Source organism: Pseudomonas sp. 31 R 17 (genome assembly GCF_900004915.1).
In the GTDB taxonomy this organism is placed as follows: Bacteria; Pseudomonadota; Gammaproteobacteria; order Pseudomonadales; family Pseudomonadaceae; genus Aquipseudomonas; species Aquipseudomonas orientalis_A.
In genome coordinates, this window is the sequence record NZ_CVTN01000037.1 from 23,293 (window position 1) to 39,999 (window position 16,707).

Here is a 16,707-nt window from a genome sequence, read left to right on the forward strand (position 1 = left end):
TCAAGGCTTGATGATATGCCAAGCCCCACCCTTGCCATCCCCGGTCTTGTCACCGGCTTTCTTGTCATCCTTGTAGGTGTAGACCGGCTTGCCTTTGTAGGCCCATTGACTGGTTTGATCGTCGCGAGTAATCACTGTCCAGTCGCCAGCCTTGGTATCCGTGGACTCCGCCTTCAGCGGCGGCCAGTTGGTCGCGCACTGGTCCTTGCACGCGGACTTGCCATCGGCGTCCTTGTCGAAGGTGTAGAGCGTCAGGCCTTTGTGATCCACCAGCATCCCGTCTTTCGTCATCGCAGGTTCTGCGGCAAAAGCCAGGCCCGGCAGCGTCAACGCGGCCGTTACCAGCAGGGCTTTCCAGGAAATCGTGCTGTAAGTCATCGGAACCTTCCTTTTGTGGTTGTCAGGATTCGGACCCAAAGGGTAGTCCAGAGTGCCGTGAATTGCCCAAGGGACTAAATTACTGTCACACGACTGCAATAATTCCGTTATCTAATGCGGCGCAAGACAGTTAAATGACAAAGAGGATTTTTGAGCATGGTTGGCAGGAGCATTCTGATTGTTGACGACGAAGCGCCCATTCGCGAGATGATCGCCGTTGCGTTGGAAATGGCCGGCTACGACTGCCTGGAGGCGGAGAACTCCCAGCAGGCCCATGCCATTATCGTCGACCGCAAGCCGGATCTGATCCTGCTCGACTGGATGCTGCCCGGCACTTCCGGTATCGAGCTGGCCCGGCGCCTCAAGCGTGACGAGCTGACCGGGGATATCCCGATCATCATGCTCACCGCCAAGGGCGAAGAGGACAACAAGATCCAGGGCCTGGAAGTCGGCGCCGATGACTACATCACCAAGCCTTTCTCCCCGCGAGAGCTGGTAGCGCGCCTCAAGGCCGTGCTGCGCCGAGCCGGCCCGACCGACGGCGAAGCCCCCATCGAAGTCGACGGCCTGGTCCTGGACCCGATCAGCCACCGCGTGACCATCGACGGCAAGCCGGCTGAGATGGGCCCGACCGAATACCGTCTGTTGCAGTTTTTCATGACCCATCAGGAACGCGCCTACACCCGCGGCCAACTGCTGGACCAGGTGTGGGGCGGCAATGTGTACGTGGAGGAGCGCACCGTGGACGTGCATATCCGCCGCCTGCGCAAAGCCTTGGGCGATGCCTATGAGAATCTGGTACAAACCGTGCGCGGCACGGGCTACCGGTTTTCTACCAAGGGCTGAGCCAGCTGGTTGTAGACTCAAGAGCCTGACTTAACAGCTGACAAGGACGCATGTTCAAGTGAACCAAAACTGGCATGGCACCCTGATTCGCCACATGCTCCTGCTCGTCACCGGTTGCCTGCTGGTCGGGTTGATCAGTGGTTATTACGGCTGGAGCCTGGCCATCGGCATCGCGCTGTACCTGGGCTGGACCCTCAAGCAACTGCTGCGCCTGCATGAATGGCTGCGCCAGCACAAACCCGACGAAGCACCGCCCGACGGCTACGGCCTGTGGGGCGAAGTGTTCGACAGCATTTACCACTTGCAGCGCCGCGACCAACGGGTGCGCGGGCGCCTTCAGGCGGTGATCGACCGGGTACAGGAGTCCACCGCCGCGCTCAAGGACGCGGTGATCATGCTCGACAGCGACGGCAACCTGGAATGGTGGAACCGCGCCGCCGAGACCCTGCTGGGCCTCAAGACGCCCCAGGACAGCGGCCAGCCGGTGACCAACCTGGTGCGCCACCCGCGCTTCAAGGAATACTTCGAGCAGGACAACTACGAAGAAGCCCTGGAAATCCCCTCGCCCACCAACGATCGCGTGCGCATCCAGCTGTACCTGACGCGCTACGGCAACAATGAGCACTTGATGCTGGTGCGCGACGTGACCCGCATCCATCAGCTGGAACAGATGCGCAAGGACTTCGTCGCCAACGTCTCCCACGAGCTGCGCACGCCGTTGACGGTGATCTGCGGCTACCTGGAGACGCTGCTGGACAATGTCGACGAGATCAACCCGCGCTGGAGCCGCGCCCTGCAGCAGATGCAGCAACAAGGCTCGCGCATGCAAACCCTGCTCAATGACTTGCTGCTGCTGGCCAAGCTTGAGGCCACCGATTACCCCTCCGATAACCACCCGGTGGCGGTGCAAAGCCTGTTGAAAACCATCAAGAACGACGCCCAGGCGCTCTCCGGCGAACGCGGCCAGCAGATCACGCTGGACGCCGACCCGACGGTGCTGCTCAAGGGCAGCGAAGGCGAGTTGCGCAGTGCGTTCTCCAATTTGGTGTTCAACGCGGTGAAGTACACCCAGGACAAGGGCAACATCCGCATCCGCTGGTGGGCCGACGAACAGGGCGCACACTTGAGCGTGCAGGACTCCGGCATCGGTATCGACGCCAAGCATCTGCCACGCCTGACCGAACGCTTCTACCGCGTCGATTCCAGCCGCAACTCCAATACCGGCGGCACCGGGCTGGGCCTGGCGATCGTCAAGCATGTGCTGCTGCGCCATCGGGCACGCCTGGAGATCAGCAGCGTGCTGGGGCATGGCAGTACCTTTACCTGCCACTTTCCGCCGGCGCAGGTGACGCGCTCGCAGCTCGTCGGGAATGACGAATAACTCAGCCACGGCACTAATTTAAATGTGGGAGGGGGCTTGCTCCCGATAGCGGTGTATCAGTAGCAGATGTGTTGACTGACACCCTGCTATCGGGGCAAGCCCCCTCCCACATTGGTTTTGCATGAATTTGGGCAATGTATTCCAGGCCCCGCCCGGCAGCAGCCACTAGGCAAGCGCCCCGTCAGCCGCTACATTGGCCGACTTGCGCCTGCCTTTCAGGCCTGCTTTCCCCCTATTGAACATACGGAACCTGCAAAACCCCATCATGGACCCTTCCCCTGGCATCACCCTCGCGACACTTTTCGCCGATTTCGGCATGATTCTTTTTGCACTGGTCCTGGTACTGCTCAACGGCTTCTTCGTTGCGGCGGAATTTGCCATGGTCAAACTGCGCTCGACCCGGGTCGAGGCCATCGCCCACACCAACGGCTGGCGCGGACAGATCCTGCGCACCGTACACAGCCAGCTCGACGCCTACCTGTCGGCCTGCCAGCTGGGTATCACCCTCGCCTCCCTGGGCCTGGGCTGGGTCGGTGAACCGGCGTTTGCGCACATCCTCGAGCCGTTGTTGGGCGCCGCAGGCGTCGAGTCGCCGGAGGTGATCAAGGGCGTGTCGTTCTTTGCCGCCTTCTTCGTGATTTCCTACCTGCACATTGTGGTCGGCGAGCTGGCCCCCAAATCCTGGGCCATCCGCAAACCCGAATTGCTGTCGCTGTGGACCGCCGTGCCGCTGTACCTGTTCTACTGGGCGATGTACCCGGCGATCTACCTGCTAAACGCCAGCGCCAACGCGATCCTGCGCATCGCCGGCCAGGGCGAGCCCGGCCCGCATCACGAACACCATTACAGCCGCGAAGAGCTCAAGCTGATCCTGCACTCCAGCCGTGGCCAGGACCCGAGCGACCAAGGCATGCGCGTACTCGCCTCGGCCGTGGAAATGGGCGAACTGGAAGTGGTGGACTGGGCCAACTCCCGGGAAGACCTGGTCACCCTGGATTTCAACGCCCCACTCAAGGAAATCCTGGCGCTGTTCCGTCGCCACAAATTCAGCCGTTACCCGGTGTATGACGCCGTGCGCAACGAGTTCGTGGGCCTGTTGCATATCAAGGACCTGCTGCTGGAACTGGCGGCCCTGGACCATATCCCCGAATCGTTCAACCTGGCCGAACTGACCCGCCCGCTGGAGCGCGTGTCACGGCACATGCCGTTGTCGCAGTTGCTCGAGCAGTTCCGCAAAGGCGGCGCGCACTTCGCCCTGGTGGAGGAAGCCGATGGCAAGATCATTGGCTACCTGACCATGGAAGACGTGCTGGAAGTGCTGGTCGGCGATATCCAGGATGAACACCGCAAGGCTGAACGCGGCATCCTCGCCTACCAGCCGGGCAAACTGCTGGTGCGTGGCGACACGCCGCTGTTCAAGGTCGAACGCTTGCTCGGCATCGACCTGGACCACATCGAGGCCGAAACCCTGGCCGGCCTGATCTACGACACCTTGAAACGGGTGCCGGAAGAGGAAGAAGTGCTGGAGGTTGAAGGCTTGCGGATCATCATCAAGAAGATGAAAGGGCCGAAGATCGTGCTGGCCAAGGTGCTGATGCTGGATTGACTACCCAATGTGGGAGGGGGCTTGCCCCCGATAGCGGTGCTTCAGTCAGCATATTTTTGACTGACAGACCGCAATCGGGGGCAAGCCCCCTCCCACATTGGTCAGGCGGTGCTCTGTAGATCACGCACCCGGCACGAAGTGCTTCTGCGCGGTGCCACGGGCGATCAGGCGGGAGATGTAGTCCAGCTTCTGCGCATCCTGGTCGATAAACCGGAAGGTCAGCTGCAGCCAATCGCTGTCGGGCCTGGGCTCGTAGGCAACGATGGCGTGCAGGTAGCCATTGAGGCGTGCCACTTCAGCATTCTCGCCCTGTTCGAGGTCGAGCACGGCGCTTTCCAGGACCTGGGGCAGGACTTCACCGCGACGCACCACCAACAACGCCTCCTTGATGCTCAGCGCCTTGATCACGCATTGCTGGGTGCCGCTGGACAGGCGCAACTGGCCCTGGCCACGGCCGCTGGCGGGCGATGCGGCCGGGACAGCGGCAACAGGCGCGCTGTTGAGCAGGCCTTTGTTCGGGGCTGCCGCCACCGGCGCCGGCTTGACGGCTTCGGGCCTGCCACCGGTCAGTGCGCTCAGGGAGTCGTTGCCGAACGCCGAGCTCATCTTGGTCGGCGCGCTGGCGATCAACGCGTCGAGGCGGCCGATCTTGTGCAGGGCCTGCTTGACCTTGTTCAGCAACTGTTCGTTGGTGAATGGCTTGCTGACGTAACCGGATACGCCGGCCTGGATGGCCTGCACCACGTTTTCCTTGTCACCCCGGCTGGTCACCATCACGAACGGCATGGCCTTCAGGTGGGCTTGCTCGCGGCACCAGGTCAACAGCTCAAGCCCGGACATCTCCGGCATTTCCCAGTCGCACAGCACCAGGTCGAAGGTCTCGCGCATCAGAATGGATTGCGCCTTCTTGCCGTTCACCGCATCTTCGATCTTGATCCCCGGGAAGTAGTTGCGCAGGCACTTCTTCACCAGGTCGCGAATAAACGAGGCGTCATCCACCACCAACACACTGACTTTACTCATCGACCCTTCATCCTATAAAACCTTGGCTGGCAGCTTGCCCATGATGGCATTTCGCCAAAACTCTGCAGTCACGTTAGGACTTATTACGCCCCGTCCGCAATCAATTCCGCTCGCCACAAACGAAAACGCCCGACCAATGGCCGGGCGTTAATTTCTCGGGCAACCTTACTTATCGTCAGATTCGCCCGGAACATTAGGGATAAGATCAGCGCTGCCTTCAACTTCGGCTTTCATGCGCTTGAGGCCCATGTGCCGAACGTCGGTGCCGCGTACCAGGTAAATCACCAATTCCGAGATATTGCGCGCGTGGTCGCCGATGCGCTCCAGCGAGCGCAGCACCCAGATGATGCTCAAGACGCGCGAGATAGAGCGTGGGTCTTCCATCATGTAGGTGGCCAGCTCACGCAAGGCGGTCTTGTATTCGCGATCGATGACCTTGTCGTACTGGGCCACCGACAGCGCCAGGTCCGCATCGAACCGCGCAAACGCGTCAAGGGCATCGCGCACCATGTTGCGCACCTGGTCGCCGATATGGCGCACTTCCACGTAGCCACGCGGCGCTTCGCCTTCTTCGCACAGCTGGATGGCGCGGCGGGCGATCTTGGTGGCTTCGTCGCCGATACGCTCAAGGTCGATCACCGACTTGGAGATGCTGATGATCAAACGCAGGTCGGAAGCCGCGGGCTGGCGGCGGGCCAGGATGCGTAGGCATTCTTCGTCGATGTTGCGTTCCATCTGATTGATCTGGTCATCGATCTCACGCACCTGCTGGGCCAGGCCCGAATCGGCCTCGATCAGCGCGGTGACCGCATCGTTGACTTGCTTCTCCACCAGGCCGCCCATCGCCAGGAGGTGGCTGCGCACTTCCTCGAGCTCGGCGTTGAACTGCGCGGAGATGTGGTGGGTAAGGCCTTCTTTGCTAATCATGTTGGCGTCCTTGGAGCGTCCGGTAAGGTGCGGAGAACCGCAGCGTCAGTGCAATCAGAACCACGGCTTCCTAGCCGTAGCGACCGGTGATGTAGTCTTCGGTCTGCTTTTTCGCCGGATTGGTGAACAGGGTATCGGTATCGCCGAACTCCACCAGCTTGCCCATGTACATGAACGCGGTGTAGTCGGACACCCGCGCGGCCTGCTGCATGTTGTGGGTCACGATGACGATGGTGAACTTGGACTTGAGTTCGTAGATCAGCTCTTCGACCTTGAGCGTGGAGATCGGGTCGAGGGCCGAGCACGGTTCGTCGAGCAGCAGCACTTCAGGTTCCACGGCGATGGTACGGGCGATGACCAGACGCTGTTGCTGACCACCGGACAAACCAAGGGCCGACTCGTGCAGGCGATCCTTGACCTCGTCCCACAGCGCTGCGCCCTTGAGCGCCCACTCGACCGCTTCGTCGAGGATGCGTTTTTTGTTGATGCCCTGGATGCGCAAGCCGTAGACCACATTTTCATAGATGGTCTTGGGGAACGGGTTGGGCTTCTGGAACACCATGCCCACGCGGCGACGCAACTCGGCCACGTCTTCGCCCTTACGGTAGATGTTGGTGCCGTAGAGGTTGATGGCACCTTCCACGCGGCAACCGTCCACCAGGTCGTTCATGCGGTTGAACGTGCGCAGCAACGTGGACTTGCCGCAGCCGGACGGGCCGATGAAGGCGGTCACGCGCTGCTTGGGGATGTTCATGCTGACGTCGAACAGCGCCTGCTTGTCGCCGTAGTAGAGACTCAGGCCCGGCACTTCGATGGCCACGGTTTCCTGGGCCAGGCTCAGGCTTTGCTTGTCGCGTCCCAGTGCCGACATGTTGATGCCGTGGGAATGGGTTTCGTGTTGCATGGGATGCTCCCTGTGCTACCAATTCATTTCATTGAACCGCCGGGGGCGGCTTACTCAAATTCTGTGTATGGCGCGGTCCAGTGTGGGAGGGGGCTTGCCCCCTCCCACACTGGATCGTGTCAGCTGTCCAGCGCTTTGTATTTCTCGCGCAGGTGGTTACGAATCCACACCGCCGACAGGTTGAGCGTGGCGATCACCATCACCAGCAGCAGGGCGGTGGCGTAGACCAGCGGGCGCGCCGCTTCGACGTTGGGGCTCTGGAAGCCGACGTCATAGATATGGAAGCCCAGGTGCATGATCTTCTGGTCAAGGTGCAGGTACGGGTAGTTGCCGTCCAGCGGCAGCGACGGGGCCAGCTTCACCACGCCGACCAGCATCAGCGGCGCCACTTCACCGGCGGCACGGGCCACGGCGAGGATCATGCCGGTCATCATCGCCGGGCTGGCCATCGGCAGCACGATCTTCCACAGCGTTTCCGCCTTGGTCGCGCCGAGCGCCAGGGACCCTTCACGCACGGTGCGAGGAATCCGCGCCAGGCCTTCTTCGGTGGCCACGATCACCACCGGCACCGCCAGCAGCGCCAGGGTCAGCGAGGCCCAAAGCAGGCCTGGCGTGCCGAAGGTCGGCGCCGGCAGGGCTTCGGCGAAGAACAGCCGGTCCACCGAGCCACCCAGTACGTACACGAAGAAGCCCAGGCCGAACACCCCGTAGACGATGGCCGGTACGCCCGCCAGGTTGTTGACCGCGATGCGGATGATCCGCGTCAGGGTGTTCTGCTTGGCGTACTCACGCAAGTACACCGCCGCCAGCACGCCGAACGGCGTGACGATCATCGCCATGATCAGGGTCATCATCACGGTGCCGAAGATCGCCGGGAAGATCCCGCCTTCGGTGTTGGCTTCCCGTGGATCGTCGCTCAGGAACTCCCAGACCTTGCTGAAGTAGAAGCCGATCTTGGTCAGGGTGCCCATGGCGTTCGGCTGATAGGCGTGCACCACCTTGCCGATACCGATTTCGATTTCCTTGCCGTTGCCGTCCCGGGCCGTCAGCGCGTCGCGGTTGAATTGGGCGTGCAGGTCGGCCAGGCGCGCTTCGATGTCCTGGTAGCGGGCATTCAGCTCGGCGCGGTCGGCGTCCATGTCAGCCTGGGCGGCGGCGTCAAGCTTGCCTTCCAGCTCCAGCTTGCGACCGTGCAGGCGAACGCGCTCCAGCCCGGCGTTGATCGCGCCGATATCGGTTTTTTCCAGGCTCTTGAGCTGGGCGGCGAGCGTGTTGACGCGCTCCACACGGGCTTGCAACTCCGGCCACGCGGCCTCGCCTTCGGCGATGATCTTGCCATCCTGCTTGACGTTGACCAGGGTGCCGTAGAAGTTGCCCCATTCACGCCGCTCGATGGTCATCAACTGCACCGGCCTGGTCTGGTCCTTCAACCATTCGCCGACGATCCAGGTGAAGTCATTACCGTTCAAGTCGCGATTGCCGACCTTGATCAGCTCGCGGGTCATGAACTCCGGGCCCTCGTCGGGCACCGGCAGGCCGGCGCTTTTCAGGCGCTCGCGCGGCACTTCTTCCTTCTGCACCACTTCGCCGATGACGATATGGTTGGCCTGGCCCGGTACGCTGTAGTTGGCCTGGATCAGGTCGGCCGGCCAGAAATGGCCCAGGCCGCGCACCGCAATCACCGCCAGCAAACCAATGGTCATGATGACCGCGATGGACACTGCGCCACCGCTGATCCAGACGCCGGGGGCGCCGCTCTTGAACCATCCATTCAGGGAGTTCTGTTTCACAGACTTCTACCTTTCTTAAAGCGACGAATATTTCTTGCGCAGACGCTGACGGATCAGCTCGGCGAGGGTATTCATGATGAACGTGAACAGCAGCAGCACCAGCGCCGAGAGGAACAGCACGCGGTAGTGACTGCCGCCCACTTCCGACTCGGGCATTTCCACCGCGACGTTGGCCGCCAGCGTGCGCAGGCCTTCGAACAGGTTCATCTCCATCACCGGCGTGTTACCGGTGGCCATCAGCACGATCATGGTCTCGCCCACGGCGCGGCCCATGCCGATCATCAGCGCGGAGAAGATGCCCGGGCTGGCGGTCAGGATCACTACGCGGGTCATGGTCTGCCAGGGCGTGGCACCGAGGGCCAGGGAGCCCAGGGTCAGGCCGCGCGGCACACTGAACACTGCGTCTTCGGCGATGGAGTAGATGTTCGGGATGACCGCAAAACCCATGGCCAGGCCGACCACCAGAGCGTTGCGCTGGTCGTAGGTGATGCCCAGGTCGTGGGAAATCCACATGCGCATGTCGCCGCCGAAGAACCAGGTCTCCAGGTACGGGCTCATGTACAGCGACAGCCAGCCCACGAACAGGATCACCGGGATCAGGATCGCGCTTTCCCAGCCATCCGGCACCCGCAGGCGGATCGATTCAGGCAAACGGCTGAACACAAAGCCGGCCACCAGGATGCCAATCGGCAACAGCATCAGTAGGCTGAAAATCCCCGGCAGATGCCCTTCCACGTAAGGCGCCAGGAACAGGCCGGCGAAGAAGCCGAGGATCACCGTGGGCATCGCTTCCATCAATTCGATCACCGGCTTGACCTTGCGGCGCAGGCTCGGGGCCATGAAGTAAGCGGTGTAGATCGCGGCGGCTACAGCCAGCGGTGCGGCGAGCAGCATCGCGTAGAACGCGGCTTTCAGCGTACCGAAAGTCAGCGGCGCCAGGCTCATCTTGGGTTCGAAGTCGGTGTTGGCGGCGGTCGATTGCCACACGTACTTGGGCTCGTCGTAGTTCTCGTACCAGACCTTGCTCCACAGCGCGCTCCACGACACTTCCGGGTGCGGGTTGTCGAGCAGCAACGGCTGCAGCTTGCCACCGGCTTCGACGATGACGCGGTTGGCCCGTGGCGACAGGCCGAACACGCCTTGGCCGTCGACCACTGGATCGACCAGCAAGGTACGGTGCGCAGTGCTATGGAACACGCCGAACTGGCCGGAAGCGTCGAGGGCAGTAAAGCCTTTGCGACGCTCTTCGGCGGTAATTTCCACGATGGGCGCAGTGCCCATCTGGAAGGTACGGATCTGCTTGAGACGTTGCTCGCCGTCCGGATCGCGGGCCATGAACCACTGGGCCAGGCCGCCCTTGGAGTTACCGATGATCAGCGAGATGCCGCCCACCAGCTGGGTGCTGGCGGTGACTTCGGCATTGCCGTCTTCCAGCAGCTTGTAGCGACCGTTGAGACTCTTGTCGCGCAGGCTGAACACATCGGCCAGGGCGCGACCGTTGATCACATACAACCATTGCTGGCGCGGGTCGATGAAGATTGCCTTCACCGGCTCGGTCATTTGCGGCAGTTCGACACGCTTCTGCTCGCTGGTAACTTCGCCGGTCATCATGTTTTCTTCGCGGCTCAGGGTCAGCACGTTCAAGTGCGAACCGGCCGAGCCTGCAACCACCAGCGACGAATCCGTGGCATTGAGGGCGACGTGCTCCAACGGGCGGCCGGTATCGTCGAGCACGATAGGCGTTTCACCGTAGGGGTACTCAATCGCAGGCGTGATGGTTTTCTTGCCGTCCGGGTACGACACCTTATAGGTGTGACGGAACACCAGGGACTGACCATTGGACAAACCGAGGATCACCAGCGGGCTGCCCGGCTGGTCTTCACCAATCGACACTACGCTCGCGCCTGCCGGCAGCGCCAGGTCGACACGCTTGAGTTCGGCACCGGTAGTGACATCGAAGAACAGCGCCTGGCCCTTGTCGGAAACCCGCATGGCGACCTGGTTCTGTTCTTCCAGAGAAATCATCAGCGGCTTGCCGGCGTCCTGCATCCAGGCCGGTGTGAGCGCTTCTTCCTTGGTCAGCGAAGCACCCTGGAACAACGGCGCGACCACGTAGGCGAGGAAGAAGAAAATCAGGGTGATTGCGCCGAGAACGGCGAGGCCGCCGACCAGCACATACCAACGAGTCAAACGGTCTTTGAGCGCGCGAATGCGGCGCTTGCGTTGCAGCTCAGGCGTATTGAAATCAATGCGCTTGGGGGGAGAAGTTGTCGTCATGGTGGAATTGGCCAGATCATTCATGCGCACACCCTAGCGATCCTGTATGACAGAAAGATGACAGTGCAGTGACGCAGGAAATCCGCCGCGAAGCATAGCTGGCAGCGGACTTGAAATTAGGAGTTTCTGTAGGAGCGAGCTTGCTCGCGAAGATCGTCAACGATAACGCGCTGTTTCTGAATCAACGCGGCGCCCTGTTGCCTTTCGCGAGCAAGCTCGCTCCTGCAGAAGGCTGGTTTTACCCAGCCCGGCTACTTAGTTGCCTTCTTTCAGACCCAGGTCAGCCAGGGCCTTGGCGGCAACTTTGGCTGGCAGCGGGATGTAACCGTCTTTCACGACAACTTCCTGGCCCTGTTTGGACAGCACCAGTTTCACGAACTCGGCTTCCAGCGGTGCCAGAGGCTTGTTCGGAGCTTTGTTGACGTAAACGTAGAGGAAGCGCGACAGCGGGTATTTGCCGTTCAGGGCGTTTTCTTCGCTGTCCTCGATGAACTCAGTGCTGCCTTTCTTGGCCAGGGCCACGGTCTTCACGCTGGCGGTCTTGTAGCCGATGCCCGAGTAACCGATGCCGTTCAGCGAGGAGCTGATCGACTGCACGACCGAGGCAGAGCCAGGCTGTTCGTTCACGTTAGGCTTGTAGTCGCCTTTGCACAGGGCTTCTTCCTTGAAGTAGCCGTAGGTGCCGGATACCGAGTTACGGCCGAACAGTTGAACCGGCTTGTTGGCCAGGTCGCCGGTCACGCCCAGGTCACCCCAGGTTTTCACGTCGGCTTTAGCGCCGCACAAGCGCGTCGAGGAGAAGATCGCGTCGACCTGTTCCATGGTCAGGTGCTGGATCGGGTTGTCCTTGTGCACAAATACCGCCAGGGCATCCACGGCTACCGGGATAGCGGTTGGCTTGTAGCCGTACTTCTGCTCGAAGGCCGCCAGTTCGGTGTCCTTCATCTTGCGGCTCATCGGGCCCAGGTTGGAGGTGCCTTCAGTCAGCGCAGGTGGCGCGGTGGCAGAGCCGGCCGCTTGAATCTGGATATTGACGTTCGGGTATTCCTTTTTATAACCCTCGGCCCACAGGGTCATCAGGTTTGCCAGGGTATCGGAACCGACGCTGGACAGGTTGCCCGACACACCAGTGGTCTTGACGTAAGCCGGGATCGCCGGGTCAACGCCAGCAGCCACCGCGTTGGCGGTCGCGACGCCAGCAGCGACAAATGTCATTGCCGCCATCAAACGTTTCAGTTTCATGCCTTGCTCCTAGCAGATAGGGATAGTTGGATCGGGGCCAAGTATCGAGAGGCCGTGTGAACACTCTATGTCTGCAATGTGACAGTTAGATGAAAGGCCACTATTGGGGGGAGGATTTGCACAACGCTCGCGTATTGCCGCAGCGGGGGGGACGCAGAGCGTCCCAGGCGGCGTTCCCACGCGGGAGCGTGGGAACGATCAAGCTTAGCGGGAACGCTTCCACAGATACCCGCCCACCACCATCCCCATCACACACAGGGCAGCGACATAGTAGGACGGGCCCATCGGGCTTTCCTTCATCAGCAGCGACACCGCCAACGGCGTCAGGCCGCCAAACACGGCGTAGGCCACGTTGTAGGAGAACGACAGGCCGCTGAAACGCACCACAGGCGGGAAGGCTTTGACCATCACGTAGGGCACCACACCGATGGTGCCGACAAACAGGCCGGTCAAGGCGTACAGCGGGAACAGCCAGTCCGGGTGGGCCATGAGGCTGTGGTACAGCGTCCAGGAAGTGGCCATCAACAACGCGCAGCCGGTGACCAGCACACGCCCGGCACCAAAACGGTCGGCCAGGGCACCCGAGGCAATGCAACCCAGGCTCAGGGTGACGATGGCCAGGCTGTTGGCCTGCAACGCAACCGTGGGGCTGAAGTGGTAGACGGTCTGCAGCACGGTCGGGGTCATCAGGATGACCACCACGACGCCGGCCGACAGCAGCCAGGTCAGCAGCATCGACAGCACAATGGCGCCACGGTGGTCACGCAGTACCGCGCGCAACGGCAGTTCGGCGGCCAGGGTCTTGCGTTGCTGCATCTCGGCGAAGATCGGTGTTTCATGCAGCCAGCGGCGCAGGTACACCGACAGCAGGCCGAAGACACCGCCGAGCAGGAACGGGATTCGCCAGGCGTAATCGGAAACCTGCTCCGGGGTATAGGCCGTATTAATCGCGGTGGCTACCAGCGAGCCCAGCAGAATACCGGCGGTAAGGCCGCTGGTCAGGGTGCCGCAGGCGTAGCCGATGTGACGTGGGGGGACGTGTTCGGAGACGAATACCCAGGCGCCGGGTACCTCACCGCCAATCGCCGCGCCCTGGATCACGCGCATCAGCAGCAGGAGGAGCGGCGCCCACAGGCCGATCTGCGCGTAGGTCGGCAGCAGCCCCATTATCAAGGTCGGCACGGCCATCATGAAGATGCTCAGGGTGAACATCTTCTTGCGGCCCAGCAGGTCGCCGAAGTGCGCCATGATGATGCCGCCCAGCGGGCGAGCCAGGTAGCCGGCGGCGAAGATGCCGAAGGTCTGCATCATGCGCAGCCATTCGGGCATGTCGACGGGGAAGAACAGTTTCCCGACCACGGTGGCGAAAAATACGAAAATGATGAAGTCGTAAAATTCCAGCGCCCCGCCCAAGGCAGACAGCGACAGGGTTTTGTAGTCGTTGCGGGTCAGCGGGCGCGACGGTTGCGCACTGCTTGCGGGCACGGAGGACATGGCAAGGCTTCTCTTATAGTAATCAGCGTAAAGGACTGCACGCCCGTGACTTGCGGCGGGTCTGGCAAGATAGCAAATCGCCTGAAAAAGCACAGCGCTATGAAAACAGTTGCGCGTAAAAGCCCCGATACAGCGTCTATTTACCGACCAAATGAGCCTCAGGTGGTCGTCGTCGCGCCAGCGTCCCGATATACTCGCCCGTGCAAGCGCAGGAACCCCAGTCTTGACGGGCTGCTGTGCCAAAACGTTGTTGGGCGCCATCCAGCCGATTTGGCAGAGTTTCCCTTTAGTTCGCCTTACGAGAAACGCATCGAGCGGTGTATGTTGGTGCTGAAACGTTTTTCCAGAAGACGGCTATCCACTTGAAATACCCATGAAGCGTCACGGGTCAGAGGCCCTCGGCATGATCGAACTCGAACAAGAAGATCCTATCCCGCAAGGCGATCTCGCCCTGCAAATCACTGCACTTCCACGTGAAACCAACGGTTTTGGCGATATCTTCGGTGGCTGGCTGGTCGCGCAGATGGACCTGGCCGGCACGGCAATGGCCAGCAAGGTGGCCGGCGGGCGTGTAGCCACCGTGGCCATTGATCGCATGGCATTCCTGGTACCGGTCGCGGTGGGCGCGCAGTTGTCCTTCTATACCCAGGCCCTGGAAATCGGCCGCAGCTCGATCCAGATGATGGTCGAAGTGTGGAGCGATGACCCGCTGTCCAGCGAATGGCGCAAGGTGACAGAGGCGGTGTTCGTGTTCGTCGCCATCGACGGCAGCGGCCGCACGCGCTCGGTTCCGTCGCGCGCGCGTTAAACCTCATCGGGGTTTCACGGTCAATTGCCCCACTGCCCATTGCCTGCCATTGAGAGAGCTTTGTTATGCCGACGCCCCACGTTGAAACCGTGAAAATCGACGAGCTGGACTGCTGGCGCATCCGCCACAACGGCGCCGAATTGATGGTGGCCCAACAGGGCGCGCATCTCTTCAGTTATCAGCGCGATGGCGAGCAGCCGCTGATCTGGCCGAACCCCGAGGCGGTGTTGAAGCAGGGCAAAGGCATTCGTACCGGCGTCCCGGTGTGCTGGCCGTGGTTTGGTGTATTCGAGCGCAACCCGCAGAGCGTCAAGGCGATGCGCCACAGCGATCAGCCGGCCGGCGCCCACGGTTTTGTGCGGACGGCGTTGTGGGAATTAGCCGCAACCAGGCTTGAAGGCCAGGCGTTGCGGGTGGACCTTGCGCTGCCCGTACCGGCAGGCGGCTTTCCTGGCTGGCCTCATCAGGTGGACTTGAGGTTGAGCCTGGTGCTGGACGACCAGCTGCATATCCACCTCACCAGCCATAACCGCGGCACTGACACCGTGACCTTCAGCCAGGCATTGCACACCTACTTCGCCGTCAGCGATGTGCGCAACGTGCAGGTCGAAGGCGTGGAGGGGTCGACCTATATCGATACCGCCGATGGCTGGACCGAGAAAACCCAGTCCGGCCTGCTGCACTTCAGTGCCGAGACTGACCGTATCTACCTCGATACACCGGCCCGACTGAGCATCCTCGACAAGGACTGGCAGCGTCGCATCCAGCTCACCAGCGAAGGGTCGAAATCGACCGTGATCTGGAACCCATGGACCGAACGCGCCAAGGCCTTCGATGACATGGCCGACGATGGCTGGCAGGGGATGTTGTGCATCGAGACGGCGAATGTGCTGGACGACGTGGTGGCGTTGGCACCCGGCGAAAGCCACACCCTGGGCGTGAGCATCGCCGCTGTCGCCCTGTAGACGAAGTTCGAAATGTGGGAGGGGGCTTGCCCCCGATAGCGGTGGTCCAGTCGGAACATTTTTGACTGGCATACCGCAATCGGGGGCAAGCCCCCTCCCACATTGTTATGCGTTTGGCTGTTAGAGATCGGACTCCTTCACTGCCCGCACCTTCCCTGCATCCAGCGCATACGCCGCGTCCGCCAGGTCGTTATTCACCTTCTCCACCTTCAAGGTTCCGGTCACCCACAGCGGCGTGTAGATATCATCCAGCTTCAGCCCCTTGGGATAACGCACCAGCACCAGTTGGTTGGGCGGCGGTGGCGGCACATGGATGCACGCGCCGGGGTACGGCACGAGAAAGAACAGGGTGCTGCGGCCCTTGGCATCGGTTTCCAACGGTACCGGGTAGCCGCCGATACGGATGTGCTTGCCGTTCATGGCCGCCACGGTCTTGGTGGAATACATCACCGCCGGCAAGCCTTTGCTCTGCTTCAGGCCGCCCTTGTCGGTAAAGGTGCCTTGGGCTTCGGGCGAGTTGTGATCGATCTCGGGCATGGCTTCGAGGGCTTTCTGATCCGACAGCGGCATCAGCTCGAGCCAGTCGGTTTCCGGCAGTTCGCCGGCGTGGGCCAGGCCTGAGCCCAGCAAGAGGAGAGTCAACAGGAAACGGCGCATGGAGAGGCTCGGCAAGTACAAGTGCCGAGCATTCTAGCCCTCTGCGCCTGCGCAGCGCAGAGGACTTTGTCGGCTGATTACTTTCTTTTGATCAGGCCGTAGATGACCAGCAGCACGATCGCACCGATCAGCGCACCGATAAAGCCTGCGCCTTGACCGGCCTGGTAGATCCCCAGCGCCTGGCCACCGTAGGTTGCAGCCAGGGAGCCGGCGATACCCAGCAGAATGGTCATGATCCAGCCCATGCTGTCGTCGCCAGGCTTGAGGAAACGCGCCAGCAGGCCGACGATCAAGCCGATAAAGATGGTTCCAATGATACCCATGGCATTTCCCTCTGATTGGTGTGAGTCATGCCAAAGCCTAGTCAGACTTTGGCATCCTGCAATCAGAGGGACGCCGAGCCTTAATG

At 61.4% G+C, this 16,707-nt stretch carries 15 protein-coding genes; 5 read left to right on the top strand and 10 right to left on the bottom strand.

The window, feature by feature from the left end; translation table 11 throughout:
* Entirely contained in the window at positions 1 to 378 is a 378-nt protein-coding gene (locus tag BFP89_RS02340) for a COG4315 family predicted lipoprotein (protein ID WP_065883778.1), read from the bottom strand.
* Positions 379 to 534: 156 nt separating this feature from the next.
* Here BFP89_RS02340 and phoB point away from each other — a divergent pair, with 156 nt between their 5' ends.
* The 3 genes from phoB (at position 535) to BFP89_RS02355 (ending at position 4,211) form a co-directional block, all read left to right on the top strand.
* On the top strand, positions 535 to 1,224 hold the full coding sequence (gene phoB / locus BFP89_RS02345) for a phosphate regulon transcriptional regulator PhoB (protein ID WP_065883780.1): 690 nt from the start codon (positions 535 to 537) through the stop codon (positions 1,222 to 1,224).
* 94 nt (positions 1,225 to 1,318) lie between these two features.
* Positions 1,319 to 2,605 (top strand): phosphate regulon sensor histidine kinase PhoR, encoded by a 1,287-nt coding sequence (phoR, locus tag BFP89_RS02350; protein ID WP_237140443.1) that lies wholly within the window; start codon positions 1,319 to 1,321, stop codon positions 2,603 to 2,605.
* 265 nt (positions 2,606 to 2,870) lie between these two features.
* On the top strand, positions 2,871 to 4,211 hold the full coding sequence (locus BFP89_RS02355; RefSeq protein WP_057726098.1) for a hemolysin family protein: 1,341 nt from the start codon (positions 2,871 to 2,873) through the stop codon (positions 4,209 to 4,211).
* Between the two features lie 120 nt (positions 4,212 to 4,331).
* Here the strand turns inward: BFP89_RS02355 and BFP89_RS02360 are convergent, their stop codons facing one another.
* The 7 genes from BFP89_RS02360 to BFP89_RS02390 form a co-directional block, all read right to left on the bottom strand.
* Complete coding sequence (locus BFP89_RS02360; protein ID WP_065883784.1) at positions 4,332 to 5,234, bottom strand: response regulator; 903 nt, start codon at positions 5,232 to 5,234, stop codon at positions 4,332 to 4,334.
* 165 nt (positions 5,235 to 5,399) lie between these two features.
* The gene (gene phoU / locus BFP89_RS02365; RefSeq protein WP_057726096.1) at positions 5,400 to 6,161 is read right to left on the bottom strand and encodes a phosphate signaling complex protein PhoU; all 762 of its coding nucleotides are present in this window, start codon (positions 6,159 to 6,161) and stop codon (positions 5,400 to 5,402) included.
* Positions 6,162 to 6,231: 70 nt separating this feature from the next.
* On the bottom strand, positions 6,232 to 7,065 hold the full coding sequence (gene pstB / locus BFP89_RS02370) for a phosphate ABC transporter ATP-binding protein PstB (RefSeq protein ID WP_065883786.1): 834 nt from the start codon (positions 7,063 to 7,065) through the stop codon (positions 6,232 to 6,234).
* Positions 7,066 to 7,184: 119 nt separating this feature from the next.
* Positions 7,185 to 8,855 carry a phosphate ABC transporter permease PstA gene (gene pstA, locus BFP89_RS02375; RefSeq protein ID WP_065883789.1) on the bottom strand — a complete coding sequence of 557 codons (1,671 nt, stop codon included), beginning with the start codon at positions 8,853 to 8,855 and terminating at the stop codon, positions 7,185 to 7,187.
* A 15-nt stretch (positions 8,856 to 8,870) separates the two neighbouring features.
* Positions 8,871 to 10,904 carry an ABC transporter permease subunit gene (locus tag BFP89_RS02380; protein ID WP_176718386.1) on the bottom strand — a complete coding sequence of 678 codons (2,034 nt, stop codon included), beginning with the start codon at positions 10,902 to 10,904 and terminating at the stop codon, positions 8,871 to 8,873.
* A gap of 483 nt (positions 10,905 to 11,387) precedes the next feature.
* The gene (locus BFP89_RS02385; RefSeq protein ID WP_065883793.1) at positions 11,388 to 12,374 is read right to left on the bottom strand and encodes a phosphate ABC transporter substrate-binding protein PstS; all 987 of its coding nucleotides are present in this window, start codon (positions 12,372 to 12,374) and stop codon (positions 11,388 to 11,390) included.
* A gap of 204 nt (positions 12,375 to 12,578) precedes the next feature.
* A complete protein-coding gene (locus BFP89_RS02390) occupies positions 12,579 to 13,868 on the bottom strand; it encodes an MFS transporter (protein ID WP_065883795.1) in 1,290 nt (429 codons plus the stop codon).
* A 403-nt stretch (positions 13,869 to 14,271) separates the two neighbouring features.
* Here BFP89_RS02390 and BFP89_RS02395 point away from each other — a divergent pair, with 403 nt between their 5' ends.
* Positions 14,272 to 14,676, top strand: a complete 405-nt coding sequence (locus BFP89_RS02395; RefSeq protein ID WP_003176975.1) for an acyl-CoA thioesterase — start codon at positions 14,272 to 14,274, stop codon at positions 14,674 to 14,676.
* Positions 14,677 to 14,741: 65 nt separating this feature from the next.
* On the top strand, positions 14,742 to 15,641 hold the full coding sequence (locus BFP89_RS02400) for a D-hexose-6-phosphate mutarotase (protein ID WP_065883797.1): 900 nt from the start codon (positions 14,742 to 14,744) through the stop codon (positions 15,639 to 15,641).
* Positions 15,642 to 15,761: 120 nt separating this feature from the next.
* On the opposite strand, the gene BFP89_RS02405 is transcribed toward BFP89_RS02400, so the two are convergent.
* Positions 15,762 to 16,298: a DUF3299 domain-containing protein gene (locus tag BFP89_RS02405; protein ID WP_065883799.1), complete on the bottom strand. Its 537-nt coding sequence runs from the start codon at positions 16,296 to 16,298 to the stop codon at positions 15,762 to 15,764.
* A gap of 77 nt (positions 16,299 to 16,375) precedes the next feature.
* Positions 16,376 to 16,621, bottom strand: a complete 246-nt coding sequence (locus BFP89_RS02410) for a GlsB/YeaQ/YmgE family stress response membrane protein (protein WP_065883801.1) — start codon at positions 16,619 to 16,621, stop codon at positions 16,376 to 16,378.
* Positions 16,622 to 16,707 lie beyond the last annotated feature (86 nt).